Source organism: Terribacillus sp. AE2B 122, from assembly GCF_902497585.1.
In the GTDB taxonomy this organism is placed as follows: domain Bacteria; phylum Bacillota; class Bacilli; order Bacillales; family Amphibacillaceae; genus Terribacillus; species Terribacillus saccharophilus_A.
Genome location: NZ_LR700943.1, coordinates 480,026 through 494,004 on the forward strand (window position 1 = coordinate 480,026; position 13,979 = coordinate 494,004).

The following is a 13,979-nucleotide window of genomic DNA, read 5'->3' on the forward strand; positions in this document are numbered from 1 at the left end:
GAGATGAAAAGAAAAGGGCTAATGTAATTAGTAAAATAAAATTCACTGCATAATCTAATAGGGAACCGGGTAGCTACTTAACATGGGGAATAGGATAAAAAATGAAGAAGGAGCATCTTATGCGCGTTACCATTTGGAACGAATACCGACATGAGAAGGAAAACGACCAGGTGAGAAGCATCTATCCCCGAGGCATTCATGGAGCAATTGCCGAATTCCTGGAGGACACTGGATTTACCGTACAAACAAGGACACTTGATGATTCGGAGCAAGGATTGGACCAAGAGACGCTGGAACAAACGGATGTCCTGATCTGGTGGGCACATAAGGCGCATGATGAAGTGAATGACTATGCAATTGAGCGAGTGAAGCAGCGTGTTCTGGCAGGTATGGGACTGATTGTCCTTCATTCCGGCCATTTCTCCAAAATATTCCGTAACTTGATGGGCACAACATGTGACCTGAAATGGAGACAGGATGGCGAGAAGGAACGACTTTGGGTGGTTCAGCCAAGTCATCCGATCACGAGAGGACTAGGTGAGTATTTCGAGCTTCCGGAAGAAGAAATGTACGGTGAGCATTTCGATATACCAGAACCAGACCATACGCTGTTCATCAGCTGGTTTGAAGGCGGCGAAGTTTTCCGCAGCGGCTGCACGTACAATCGAGGAAAAGGGAAAATCTTCTATTTCCGACCCGGTCATGAAACGTACCCGACTTACTATGATAAGAATGTGCAGACTGTTATCCGAAATGCTTGTGAGTGGGCAGCAGCACCATCAGCAGTCGTCCCGCACTACGGAAAGTCAGAAGCCTTGGAGCCGATACTGCGCCTTGCGAAGAAATAAGTATAAAGCCGTCTTTAGGTCGACGGCTTTTACATAAACAGATACAAAAAATAGAGGAGGAGAAATAGATGCGTGCAATTGGGATATACAAACATACATCCGTGGATCAGGCAGACAGCTTTACAGAAGAGCAGCTGGATAAGCCGACTGCATCAGGCGAGGATGTGCTTGTCAAAGTAAAAGCTGTCAGCGTCAATCCAGTTGATACAAAACAGCGCAAGCAGAAAGAGGACGATGGTAATTTCCGTATCCTTGGATTCGATGCGGCAGGAATCATCGAAGAAGTTGGAGAGAATGTAGAAGGGTTCCAGCCTGGAGACGAAGTCTATTATGCTGGATCCGTTACCCGTCAGGGATCCAATAGTGAATTCCAGCTTGTCGACTATAAAGTTATCGCCAAAAAACCGGAAAATCTCAGTTTTGCTGAAGCAGCAGCGTTGCCATTGACAGCATTGACTGCATGGGAAGCTATGTTTGAGAAGATGCATATACCGCTAGACGCGGAAGCGAATAAAGACAAGACAATTTTGCTGGTTAACGCAGCTGGAGGTGTTGGTTCGATTGCTTCTCAGTTTGCACAATTGTATGGTCTGAATGTAGTCGGAACTGCTTCACGGGAAGAGACAATTACATGGGCTAAGCAGCATGGTACCGAGCGAGTAATCAACCATCATGAACCGTTTCATCCACAGTTAGAAAAACTGGGTATAGACAATGTCGATTATGTTTTCTGTATGCATCAGCTGGACAAGGCATGGGATGATATTATCGAAGTCGTGAAACCAGAAGGTATCATTTGTGCCATCACTGGCCCAGTTGAAGATATCAAACTGACTGATCTGACGTCCAAGAGCCTGACACTTGTCTGGGAGTATATGTTTACACGTACGCTTCATCAGACACCTAGCAGATATAAGCAAGGCGAGATTCTGTCCAAAGTAGCAGAGCTGGTCGAGGACGAACGCATACGTACGACGAAAGCGGAGGAGCTCGAGGGTCTTACCGTCAAGAATGTGCAAAAAGCGCATAAGCAATTGGAAGATGGCAGCATGATCGGGAAACTCGTCATTTCTGTATGACTTGGGCAGGCGTTATGCCTGTCTTTGTTCTGTTTCCTGCCAATTCTGTTGTATAATGAAAATAAGACATATATGGTGGAGAGGTGAACCGATGTTACATAAAGTAGCTGTTATCACAAGTGGTGGAGATTCACCAGGCATGAATGCGGCCATACGGGCTATTGTCAAGGCGGCAAACTATCATGATATTGAAGTTTATGGTGTGGAAGGCGGTTACCAGGGGCTAATTGAGGACAAATTATCGATTATTCGTACACCTGATGTAGAGACGATCGCTAACAAAGGCGGAACAATCTTGAAAACGTCACGCTCGCTTGCCTTCATGGATGATTCCGGCAGAAAGCAGGCAGTCGAAGTGCTTCGCAACTATGGTATTGCTGATGTTATCGTTATCGGTGGGGAAGGTTCACTTCAAGGTGCACAAAAGCTGCATGAATTGGGTATCCGAGTCATCGGCATTCCAGGAACGATTGATAATGATCTGGATTACACCGACTATTCTATCGGCTTTGATACGACATTGAATACAGTGCTCAGCTCCATCGGACGAATCAAGGATACTGGCTTATCACATAACAAAACAACCATCGTGGAAGTGATGGGCAGACATTGTGGTGATCTAGCCTTGTTCACTGCTGTTGCAGGAGAAGGGGATATCATTTCTACGCCGGAGCTTAAACTGAGTTTCGAGCAGATTTGTGAAAAACTTCAAGACAAAATTTCCAAAGGCCGGAATGATAATATCATCGTTGTCACAGAACGGATGTATGATTTGGATGAGCTGCAGCGGTTCATCGAAGAAGAAATGAATATCGAAGTACGGACTACAGTCCTAGGATTCATCCAGCGCGGTGGCGAGCCTTCTGCATTTGACCGGATTCTTGCCAACAAGATGGGCGTCAAAGCTGTGAACATGCTGATGGAGGGACAGTCCGGTTATGCAATCGGAATTAAAGCCAATCAGCTAATTGAGAAAGATTTACGTACGATGCTCGATGAAAAGACTGATAAACAACCGAATTATGACTTGCTTGATATGCTATTGCATACTATATGAATAAGCGGAACAGTGCACGCCTGAGACAGGCGTGTTTTTTTCTTTGGCGAAACTTGTATATACAATAATATTGAAAGCGTTTGCAATATTATGATAAACTTTTTATAACTTCTGCAGTAAAGACAAAATTTAGGGGGATAGGCTTAATATAACAAAAAGGAGGGAATGAGATAACCGCACTAAAGAAAGCGTTTACCAAAATGCGAGGAGGAGCTGTGATGAAGCGAAGCTTTCTGATGGTTGCCTTATTTGCCGGTATTGGGCTGGCAGGCTGCTCGGCCGTGACGAGCGGAGATGGTGCGAGTGATGACAGAGTTCAGATTACATACGCGAGGGGGACAGATACGACTGGTGCCACGGATGTACTAGTCGAAGCATTCGAGAAGGAGCATCCAGAAATTGATGTGGAAGTCCGGGAAATGCCGTCTGATACTGGGGAATCACATAATCAATATGTGACGATGTTCAGCGGCAGAAGTGAGGAAGTAGATGTATTCGATGCAGACATTGTTTGGTCAGCAGAGTTTGGTCAGGCAAACTATGTGTTGCCGCTCGACCGATTGATTGAGCGGGATCAAGTGGATATGGACGCTTACTTCCCGGCTACGGTAGAGGCTGGCCGTTATAACGGCAGACAGTATGCTATGCCTGGATATGCCGACGCAGGATTGCTTTATTATCGGACGGATATAACTGATCAGGTGCCCGAAACATGGGATGAGCTGGAACAATTGGCGCAAGAAAACATGGGTAAGGAAGGCTCCAAATTCGGTTATCTCATGCAGGCAGCCCAATATGAGGGCATCGTGACCAATGCGATTGAGTATATTTACTCCTACGGCGGGCAGGTATTGGACGCTAATGGGAATGTTGTCATTAACAGCCCGGAAGCAATAGAAGGCTTGCAGAAGATGATTGATATAACGAATAGCGATTTTGTACCAAACAACATACTTAACTTCCAGGAAATCGACACAGAGTCCTCCTTTAATGAGGGAAATGCCGTATATGCAAGAAACTGGCCATATTTGAATGATACAGCGAATGATCCGGAGATATCCAAAGTAGCAGGTAATGTTGGTATTGCCACACTTCCGGCCGGTAGTGAAGGAGCAGCATCATCACTAGGAGGCTGGATGAGGATGATCAACCGCTACTCCGATGAAGTGGAAGCATCCTGGACTTTCGTGAAATGGATGAGCGGAGAAGAGGGGCAGAAGATCAGTGCTCTTGAAGGCGGTAAGGCTCCGACTTTGGAAGCTTTATATGACGATAAAGAGATTACGGATGTCAGTACCGTGCTTGCAAGCGAGGATTTCTATGATTCTCTTCAAAATGCGATACCGCGCCCGATCACGCCAATTTATCCGGAGATCTCTGATATCATGCAAATCGAGCTCTCTCGTGCGTTGGCAGGAGATATAACTGCTGAAGAAGCGGTAGAACGTATGGAGACAAAAATGCAAGCAGCGTTGGAATCCGTAACCAATTAAAGGAGCTGAGTGTATGAAGCAACCGAAAAAAAGACGGTTTCAGCTGAGTGAACGGCAGCTTGGTTACGCGATGGTCGCACCGTCTATCATTCTTATTGCCGTCATCATCATTTGGCCAATTATGTTGTCAGCCTGGAACAGCTTGTTTGATTACCGTTTAAATGACCCGGCAAAAGCAGAGCGGATTTCATCTTTAAGTATTAATCTCGAAACATATGCTGATAACCGATATCTGGTATACGACACAATGGAAGATGTCAGAGATGCGATGCCTGATGCTGGCGGGACATTAGATGACATCACAACAGCATTGGATGAACAGCATGAAACATTATTGAATACCGATGAAGGACTTGCGGACCGGTATGAAGAAGTCAACACTATGCTGGATAATTTCCAGCCAGTGAACGATGAGGAACTCCGGCTGGTAGAGGTTCCAGAGGAATGGGCAGATGGATTTGCCAACACTTTAGAAGAGCAAACGGCCGCTGTTCAGGGTTTACGAGAAGGTGCTCCTGAAGAAGCTGTCCAACCGCTGACGGATCTAGAATCTCAGCTGTCGAATACACAAGGTTCAATCCTGGAGCCGAACTTTGTCGGGCTAAAGAATTATTCTACCTACCTTGGTGATGGACGGACGTGGACAGCGATGCTGAATACGTTATTGTTCACCGTCGTTACTGTAGGTGTTGAACTTGCCGTTGGGTTGGCCGTTGCTTTACTGATCAATCGCGTCTTCATTGGACGTGGGCTTGTCCGAGCTGCTGTACTCGTTCCATGGGCGATACCGACAGCGGTAGCAGCAATGATGTGGACATTCCTGTTTGATGGTCAGTCCGGTATTATGGCCCATTATATGGCTCAGTTTGGTCTCATCGATGATCCAGGTGCACTGCTTTCGACTGGAGCAGGCGGTATGTTCTCTATCATGTTTGCTGATATTTGGAAAACGACACCGTATATGGCACTTTTACTTTTAGCTGGCTTGCAGACCATTCCACGCTCACTGTATGAAGCAGCGGAAGTGGATGGAGCAAACAAATTCCAGCAATTTATCTCTATCACTCTGCCGATGATTCGTTCGGCGATCCTAGTTGCAGTCTTATTCCGTGCATTGGACGCATTCCGTGTGTTCGACCTCATCTACGTTCTTACTGGCGGAGGTCCAGCCAACTCGACGGAATCAATCAGCGTCTATGCTTACAAACTGCTGTTTGAACAACAGAATTTCGGTGCAGGTTCTGCTTTGAGCGTAATCGTATTCCTGAGTGTCGCATTGCTCAGTACGATTTTCATCAAACTAATCGGCTCGGATTTGTTCAGCGGAAGGCTAAAACAATAGGACGGAGGAGGAGAATCGTATGGTAAAACGTGCTGGAGTCGGATTCTATATTTTCTTGATTATCTTTGTATTCTTGGTCATGTTCCCGTTTATCTGGGTGTTCCTGACCTCAATCAAACCGCAGGGAGAAATTTTTTCCTCCTTCCAATGGTTCTCGAGCAATATGACATTGGATAACTATGCATCGGCATTGGAAACAAGGCCGTTGCTTATGTACATGATGAATAGCTTTGTTGTAGCAACTCTCACCACGATTATCTCCATCATTGTCGCATCATTCACAGCCTATGCGGTCACGCGGCTGCCAATCCGTTTCAAAGGTTTGATTCTAGGATTGGTACTTGCTGCATCCATGTTTCCGCAAATTGCAGTCCTATCACCAATCTTCAACTTTGTCACCGATGCAGGTTTGCGCAACAGCTATCTTGGTCTTGTAATCCCGTACATTACGATCAGTTTGCCTCTGGCAATCTGGATTCTATCGACATTTTTCATCAAGATTCCGCTGGCATTGGAAGAATCAGCGAAGCTGGATGGAGCGACTCCGTTCCAGACATTCCGCAAAATCATCTTCCCGCTAGCAGCACCAGGCGTGTTTACGACAGCCATTCTTGTCTTTATCGCTGCCTGGAATGAATATCTATTTGCCTTGACGATCAACACGGATGATCGCTGGCGCACGATACCAGTCGGTATCTCATTCTATCAAAGCCAATACAGCGTTCCGTGGGGAGATATCACTGCCGCAACTGTTATCGTGACGATCCCGATCGTTGTTCTCGTACTCTTGTTCCAGCGCCGTATCGTCGCTGGTCTGACAAGTGGATCTGTCAAAGAATAATAAACTTGGAGGTACTGCTGGATAATGAAAACCTTACGCGTAGGAGTAGTCGGACTAGGAAGTATTGCACGTAATCGCCACTTGCCGGAGCTGGAACAAAACCCGAACACCGAAATCACTGCTGTTTGTGATGTGGTGCCGAGCCGCTCAGAGGAAATCGCCAAAGAATTTAACGCAACAGCATATACCGAATATGAAGAGCTAATCGAGGATCCGCGTATCGATGCGGTCATCGTCTCTGCGGCCAACCATTTGCACGCACCAGTATCGATTGCTGCCCTGCAGGCAGGAAAGCATGTGCTTTGTGAAAAGCCGATGGCAACGACACTGGAAGAAGCAGACGAAATGATCGCAGCACAAAAGGCGAGCGGCAAGCTATTGCTGATCGCTCATAACCAGTGTTTTGTACCATCTCATCAAAAGGCACGGAAGATGATTCAAAACGGAGAGCTGGGCAAAATATTCACCTTCCGTACGACATTCGGTCACGGAGGTCCGGAGCAATGGAGCATCGATGGGAAAAACAGCTGGTTCTTTGATAAAGACAAAGCTTATATCGGAGCACTTGGTGATCTGGGCGTGCATAAATCCCACTTGATTGAGTTCCTGCTCGACGAACCGATTCAGGAGGTGGCGGCTTTTGTCGATACGCTGGCAAAGCCTTACGCAGATGTGGATGATAATGCAGTCGCTGTACTGCGTACGAAGTCAGGAATCATCGGTACACTTACTGCTAGCTGGTCGTATGTAGCAGAAGAAGATAACTCCACAATCATTTACGGTGAGAAAGGGGTCATCCGTCTCGAGGAAAGCCCTGAATATAGCTTGGTTGTCGAGTATCATAACGGAGACCGCAGCAATCATTCGCTTGGAGCAATTCAGACAAATGATTCGCATACACAATCGAATTCCGGCGTTGTGGACGCGTTTGCCAGCTGTGTGCTGGATAACAATTCTAACTGTCCAATCACAGCAGAAAAAGGCCGGTCTGCATTGGCTGTCATCTTGGCAGCGCTTGACTCCAACGGTACGAAAAAAATAATTTCACTTGCACCAGAAGCAGTCGAGAAAGGGGAATAAGCATGAAATTAGGCGTTTTTACAGTTCTGTTCCAGGAGCTTTCACTTGAGGATATGCTTGCACGTGTAAAACAAGCAGGGTTGGATACTGTTGAAATAGGTACCGGTGGCTATCCAGGCAATGCGCATTGTAAGATTGATGAATTATTGGAAAGTGAAGATGCGTTGAAGCAATACCAAGCAACATTTGAGAAGTACGGTGTTACAATTGGTGCTTTTAGCTGTCATGGCAACCCAATTTCACCTGACAAGGCATTTGCGGAAGAATCGGATTGGCTATTGCGCAAGACGATTAAGCTGGCTGCTAAAATGGGAGTTCCGGTTGTGAACTGCTTTTCTGGTGTGGCAGGTTCCGAAGAGAGCGCAACAAAGCCGAACTGGCCGGTTACCGCTTGGCCGACTGAGTATGCAGATGTCTTGAACTGGCAATGGGAAGAGAAACTAGTTCCATACTGGAAGGAGCTAGGTACGTTTGCAGAGGAGCATCAGGTAAAGATTGCGCTGGAATTGCACGGAGGCTTCCTTGTCCACACGCCTTATACGATGCTCAAGCTGCGTGAGCTGACGAGTGATGCTATCGGAGCCAACTTTGATCCAAGTCATATGTGGTGGCAGGGAATCGACCCAACCGCAGCCATTAAAATACTCGGAAAAGCTGGCGCAATCCATCATTTCCATGCCAAAGATACGTACATCGATCCTGATAATGTGAACATGTATGGGCTGACTGATATGCAGCCGTACAGCAATATCAAGCAGCGAGCATGGAATTTCCGTACAGTCGGACTCGGACATGGTCAGGAAGAGTGGAACAAGATGATCAGTGCGCTGCGCACCTATGACTACGATTATGTAATCAGTATTGAGCATGAAGATTCGTTGATGTCGATTGAAGAAGGATTCCAACGTGCAGTTGATAATCTGAAAAATGTCGTGATAAATGAACCTGCGACTACAATGTGGTGGTCGTAAGATTTAAGAGCATCTGCCTAAATGGCAGGTGTTTTTTTGTTTGTTAGATACGCTAACATCTGCCAAAAACCGCGGTGTGTCAGGGTTTCTAACAAATATACATAATATTATTAATTTTCTAAAAACTATCTTGACTTGCCACATTTGCCTGTATATTATTAGACCTAACTTCGAGGCGGCACGTACATAATCTTACAAACGCTGAAAGAAGCAAAGGGGGAAAACAGGTGAGGAAGCAAGTAATGGCTTTAGCGATGACGAGTACATTGGCACTTGGTTTTTTGGCAGCATGCGGTAATACAGACTCTGCATCAGGTGGAGAAGGCAGCGAAACGGTAAAAATTGCACTCCAAGCACCAATGTCCGGCGGCAGTGCGACATTAGGGGAAGCAATTAAGAATGGTGCTGTTATGGCAGTGGAAGAGGAAAAAGCTGCATTCGAGGAAGCTGGATTCAGTCTGGAGCTAGTAGAATACGATGACCAAGGTGATCCGCAGAAAGGTGTTTCCAACGCACAGATTATCGGTTCCGATCAAGACGTTTACGGCGTTGTTGCCCATTTGAACTCTGGTGTTTTCATACCTTCGAGTGAAGTGTATGAACGTTATAATATTCCTTCTGTTTCCCCGGCCTCAACAGCGACGGATGTAACCGACCGTGGGTTGAAATCGGTCAACCGGATTGTAGCACGTGATGATTTCCAAGGTCCAGCAGGTGCTGAATATGCTGTTCAGGAAATTGGTGCTAAGAAAATCTTCGTTATCAATGATAAGACAGCTTATGGGCAAGGCTTGGCAACCGCCTTTGCTGAGGCTGCAGCAGAAGAGGGAGCTGAAATCGTCGGTGAAGCCGGAATCACAGTCGGAGAGAAAGATTTCAACGGCGTGCTGAATCAAGTATCATCAGCAGATCCGGATCTTGTCTATTTTGGCGGTCTGTACTCAGAGGGCGGTTTGCTGATCAAGCAGGCTCGTGATAATGGTATTGATGCTGCCTTCATGGGCGGAGATGGACTTGATTCCTCCACACTTGTAGAAATTGCTGGTGACACAATTAGTAACGTTTACCTGACTTCAGTAGCCGGCGATTCAAGTGCGACTGAATTTGCCAAGAATTATGAAGAAGAATATGGAGCCAAACCAGAATCCTTCTCCATTTATGGCTATGATTCAGCCAAGGTACTGATGGAAGGCATACTGAATGCAGCGGAGGAAAATGGAGGCGAGCTTCCTGCTAAAGATAAAGTGGCAGCTGCTGTACGTGCCATCGATGATTATGAAGGGGAAATGACCCAGGTCAGCTTTGACGATAAAGGCGACAACGAATTCGCTAAAATATTCATTTACAAATTCGATGAAGCAAGCTATCCAGCCAAAATCCAAGGCGAAATTTCACAGTAAGAGGTGAAAGGATATGGTCACGGTACCATATCCTTTTCCATTACAGAAAGAAAGGAGTTAGAATGATGACGCAGGTTTGGGATACACTGCCGCAGGTGCTGATTGATGGCCTGACGCTTGGCGCAATCTATGCAATCATCGCTCTCGGTTATACGATGGTTTACGGTATTTTGGAGCTGATTAACTTTGCTCATGGAGAGATTTTCATGGCAGGAGCTTTTATTGGAACAGCCGTCCTGATCGGTTTGACTGGTCTTGGCTGGGTTGCTGTCATGCCAGCTATATTCATTTTGCTTCTTGTCCTAGTGATAACAGGAGGGCTCACTGGTATGCTCGGCATGGGAATCGAGCGACTCGCATATCGCCCGCTCCGAAAAGCATCCAAGCTGATTACGTTGATTACGGCAATCGGCGTTTCCTTCCTGCTGCAGGACATTGTCCGCTTTATTACGGAGACACAGCAGAATAACTATATCGTCAATACACCATCGCTGTTCCCGGGTAGTTTGTCGATAAGCGGCTTGAACATTCGCTACTCCTTCCTAGTTGTCATTATCGTTGCAATCCTAATGATGATCGCATTGGAGTTTTTCGTGAACCGGACAAAGTGGGGACTGGCCATGCGTGCTGTTGCGCAGGATCAGGATACCGCTTCCCTGATGAGTGTGAATGTAAACAAAGTTATCAGTGTGACATTCTTTGTTGGCTCAGCTTTAGGCGGTGCTACCGGAGTATTGTTCGCCATCCACTATGGCACAATCGATCCGTATATCGGCTTTATCCTTGGATTGAAGGCATTCACTGCAGCTGTATTGGGCGGTATCGGGAATATCCGCGGTGCCATGGCTGGCGGTATGCTGCTTGGCTTATTGGAAATGTTCGCAGCGGCAAATCTATCTGCGATAACTGCGGGTCTTCTTAGCTCCGAATACAAAGATGTATTTGCTTTCGCCATCCTTATCCTTGTATTGATATTCCGGCCTGAAGGCTTGTTCGGCAGAGCCGCAATCGAGAAAGTGTAGGTGACATATGAAAAAGATCCTGGAACAAATCCGTGGAAACAAATGGATCCAGCTCGGACTTTTAGTCGGTTATATCGCGCTCACTTCTCTTAGCTTGATTTTAGCACAGCGTTCGGTTGCGGCATTTCTGCTATTGCTGTTATCGTTTTTGCTGCTGTATTATACAAAGCTCCCTAATTGGTCAAAGTGGGCAATCGGTCTTGCCATCATGTTTTTCATCCTGCCTTTTTCTGCGATGCAGGGACCTGCTTATCAGGAATACATGGATGTAGCAACGCTTGTAGGCATTTACGTCAGCATGGCACTTGGTTTGAATATTGTCGTCGGAATGGCTGGTCTATTGGATCTCGGGTTTGTGGCCTTCTTTGCCGTCGGTGCCTATACATACGGTATTTTCGCCACAGCGCAGGCTAACAACTTCATGCCGTTCGGTACGTACCCATTATCGGGAAACAGTTTCTGGATCTTCATCATCCTCGGCTGTTTCGTCGCCGCATTGTTCGGTGTGCTGCTTGGAATCCCGGTACTGCGGGTGAAAGGTGATTATCTGGCCATTGTTACACTTGGTTTCGGGGAAATCATCCGGATCGTTTTCAATAACATGGACCAGCCAGTTAATATTACAAATGGTGCACTAGGACTATCTTCGATTGCACCACCTAAAATCTTTGGCATTGAGCTGCTGTATTCCAATCAAATTTATTTTGTCGTTCTGTTCATTTTGCTGTTCATCATTTTTGCGGTTCGCAGCCTGGAGCACTCGAAGCTAGGGCGTTCGTGGAAAGCAGTGCGTGAAAATGAAATTGCAGCCCAAGCAATGGGAATTCCGCTCGTAAAGACGAAGCTGATGGCTTTCGCAATCGGTGCTTCCTTCTCTGGTATGATGGGGGTCGTATTTGCTGCCAAGCAAGCATTCATCGATCCGACCAGTTTCACTTTGCTGCAATCAATCAATATACTCGTGATGGTTCTGCTCGGTGGGATGGGCAGTGTGCCAGGTGTCATTCTCGGGGCTGCAGTCGTGACGATCCTGAATGCCCAAGTACTGAATGAATTGACAATGTGGTTCAACAGCTTAAGCACTGCAGGTATCATCACCTTGCCGGATGCAATGTCACCGGTAAAAATGCAACGCTTCTTCTTTGGTGCATTACTCATATTGTTTGCATTGTATCGATCGAAAGGGCTGATACCGGCAAAAAATGTCGTATATGATAAACGTAAATTCCTGTCTGAAAAAGGCACGAAGAAACGCCTGCAATCTGTTGCTGCACCAAAGGAGGATGAACATGGCCATACTGGAAGTTGAGAAACTGACCAAAACGTTCGGAGGACTAACTGCCAATAAGGAAATCAGCCTCCAAGCGGAAGCAAACAAGATAACGGCTGTTATTGGACCGAACGGTGCGGGCAAGACGACTTTCTTCAATATGATTACCGGTGTGTATAAACCGACATCCGGTTCTATCAAACTGCGCGGTGAATCAATCGGTGGTCTAAAACCGCATGCAGTAGCAAAGAAAGGAATCTCCCGTACATTCCAGAATATCCGTCTTTTCGGCCCGATTACGGTTTTGGAAAATGTGCTGGTCGGTATGCATACACATTTGAAAGCAGGTATTTTCGGGACGATCTTTCATTTGCCAGGAGTGGATAAGGAAGAGCGAATTGCCGAACGGGAAGCATACCGATTGCTGGAGTATGTAGGTCTGGAGGAGCATTACAATGATGAAGCTGCCAGTCTATCATATGGAAGCCAGCGGCGTTTGGAGATTGCCAGAGCACTTGCGACGAAGCCATCTGTCCTGCTGCTTGATGAACCTGCTGCCGGAATGAATCCAAAAGAGACGGCTGATCTGACGGGTCTTATCGAGAAAATCAAACAAGAAATGGATATGACGATCATCTTGATTGAGCATGATATGAAGCTCGTCATGGAAATCTCGGATTATATTTATGTACTAGACCATGGAGAATTGATTGCAGAAGGACTGCCAGCTCAAGTTCGACATGATAAAAAGGTAATCGAGGCGTATTTGGGTAAAGGAGCAGCCGAGGAACAGGAGGCGGAAGGATGAGCTATCTGGAGCTGAAACAAGTGACTGCTTTTTATGGCGCTATCCAAGCTTTGAAACAAATTGATCTTACTGTAGAGGAAGGGGAAATCGTTACACTGATTGGCAGTAACGGAGCCGGAAAATCTACTACTTTAAAAACAATCAGCGGACTCGTGCCGGTAAAGGAAGGTTCTGTTATTTATAAGGGTCAAGATATCACCTCCCGAAAAGCCCACCAGACAACGAAGCTTGGTGTTGCACATGTACCAGAAGGGAGAAGGATTTTTCCGAAGCTGACGGTGAAGGGAAATCTGCAGATTGGCGCATTCGGGGTAAAAGATAAAAAGCTGATCGAACAAAGAATGGAGAAGGTATTCAGCTATTTCCCGCGTGTAAAGGAGCGGCTCCATCAACTCGGCGGTACGATGAGCGGCGGTGAGCAGCAAATGCTAGCCATCGGCCGGGCGCTGATGATGGACCCTGACTTGCTTATGCTCGACGAACCATCCATGGGCTTAGCCCCAATTATCGTCGAACAGATTTTCCACATTATCAAAGAACTCAACGACGACGGCATGACCATCCTGCTCGTTGAACAAAATGCGTTCCAAGCACTCAAAGTCGCCCACCGCGGCTACGTCCTCCAAACCGGCAGCATCTGGCGCAGCGGCAAAGGGCAGACTTTGCTTGCGGATCCTACGATTACGGAAGCGTATTTGGCATAGAAAGAGGCTGGGACATAACTAAATTCCCATTGCTTAAAACCGAATGTTATTCTTGAGCGCCGCT

General features: G+C 46.6%; 13 protein-coding genes. All 13 read left to right on the plus strand.

Translation table 11 applies throughout. The features are described 5' to 3' along the window. Positions 1–119 precede the first annotated feature (119 nt). Complete coding sequence (locus tag AE2B122_RS07595) at positions 120–848, plus strand: ThuA domain-containing protein (RefSeq protein WP_095218582.1); 729 nt, start codon at positions 120–122, stop codon at positions 846–848. A gap of 68 nt (positions 849–916) precedes the next feature. Then, a complete protein-coding gene (locus tag AE2B122_RS07600; protein ID WP_175073612.1) occupies positions 917–1,927 on the plus strand; it encodes a zinc-binding alcohol dehydrogenase family protein in 1,011 nt (336 codons plus the stop codon). 91 nt (positions 1,928–2,018) lie between these two features. After that, positions 2,019–2,984, plus strand: a complete 966-nt coding sequence (gene pfkA, locus AE2B122_RS07605) for a 6-phosphofructokinase (protein ID WP_095218580.1) — start codon at positions 2,019–2,021, stop codon at positions 2,982–2,984. Between the two features lie 218 nt (positions 2,985–3,202). Continuing rightward, positions 3,203–4,477, plus strand: a complete 1,275-nt coding sequence (locus tag AE2B122_RS07610; RefSeq protein WP_254593447.1) for an ABC transporter substrate-binding protein — start codon at positions 3,203–3,205, stop codon at positions 4,475–4,477. A 13-nt stretch (positions 4,478–4,490) separates the two neighbouring features. Next, a complete protein-coding gene (locus AE2B122_RS07615) occupies positions 4,491–5,819 on the plus strand; it encodes a carbohydrate ABC transporter permease (protein WP_095218578.1) in 1,329 nt (442 codons plus the stop codon). A gap of 19 nt (positions 5,820–5,838) precedes the next feature. Then, positions 5,839–6,660: a carbohydrate ABC transporter permease gene (locus AE2B122_RS07620; RefSeq protein ID WP_095218577.1), complete on the plus strand. Its 822-nt coding sequence runs from the start codon at positions 5,839–5,841 to the stop codon at positions 6,658–6,660. A 24-nt stretch (positions 6,661–6,684) separates the two neighbouring features. Continuing rightward, complete coding sequence (locus AE2B122_RS07625; RefSeq protein ID WP_175073614.1) at positions 6,685–7,740, plus strand: Gfo/Idh/MocA family protein; 1,056 nt, start codon at positions 6,685–6,687, stop codon at positions 7,738–7,740. 2 nt (positions 7,741–7,742) lie between these two features. Further along, entirely contained in the window at positions 7,743–8,711 is a 969-nt protein-coding gene (locus AE2B122_RS07630; RefSeq protein WP_095218575.1) for a sugar phosphate isomerase/epimerase, read from the plus strand. 242 nt (positions 8,712–8,953) lie between these two features. After that, the gene (locus tag AE2B122_RS07635) at positions 8,954–10,111 is read left to right on the plus strand and encodes a branched-chain amino acid ABC transporter substrate-binding protein (protein WP_175073756.1); all 1,158 of its coding nucleotides are present in this window, start codon (positions 8,954–8,956) and stop codon (positions 10,109–10,111) included. A gap of 62 nt (positions 10,112–10,173) precedes the next feature. Then, the gene (locus tag AE2B122_RS07640; RefSeq protein ID WP_095229101.1) at positions 10,174–11,133 is read left to right on the plus strand and encodes a branched-chain amino acid ABC transporter permease; all 960 of its coding nucleotides are present in this window, start codon (positions 10,174–10,176) and stop codon (positions 11,131–11,133) included. A 7-nt stretch (positions 11,134–11,140) separates the two neighbouring features. After that, positions 11,141–12,442 (plus strand): branched-chain amino acid ABC transporter permease, encoded by a 1,302-nt coding sequence (locus tag AE2B122_RS07645; protein WP_095268442.1) that lies wholly within the window; start codon positions 11,141–11,143, stop codon positions 12,440–12,442. Beyond that, positions 12,423–13,211: an ABC transporter ATP-binding protein gene (locus AE2B122_RS07650; RefSeq protein ID WP_095268443.1), complete on the plus strand. Its 789-nt coding sequence runs from the start codon at positions 12,423–12,425 to the stop codon at positions 13,209–13,211. Before AE2B122_RS07645 ends, AE2B122_RS07650 begins: the two co-directional genes overlap by 20 nt. After that, positions 13,208–13,915: an ABC transporter ATP-binding protein gene (locus tag AE2B122_RS07655; RefSeq protein WP_175073615.1), complete on the plus strand. Its 708-nt coding sequence runs from the start codon at positions 13,208–13,210 to the stop codon at positions 13,913–13,915. Before AE2B122_RS07650 ends, AE2B122_RS07655 begins: the two co-directional genes overlap by 4 nt. Positions 13,916–13,979: the final 64 nt, after the last annotated feature.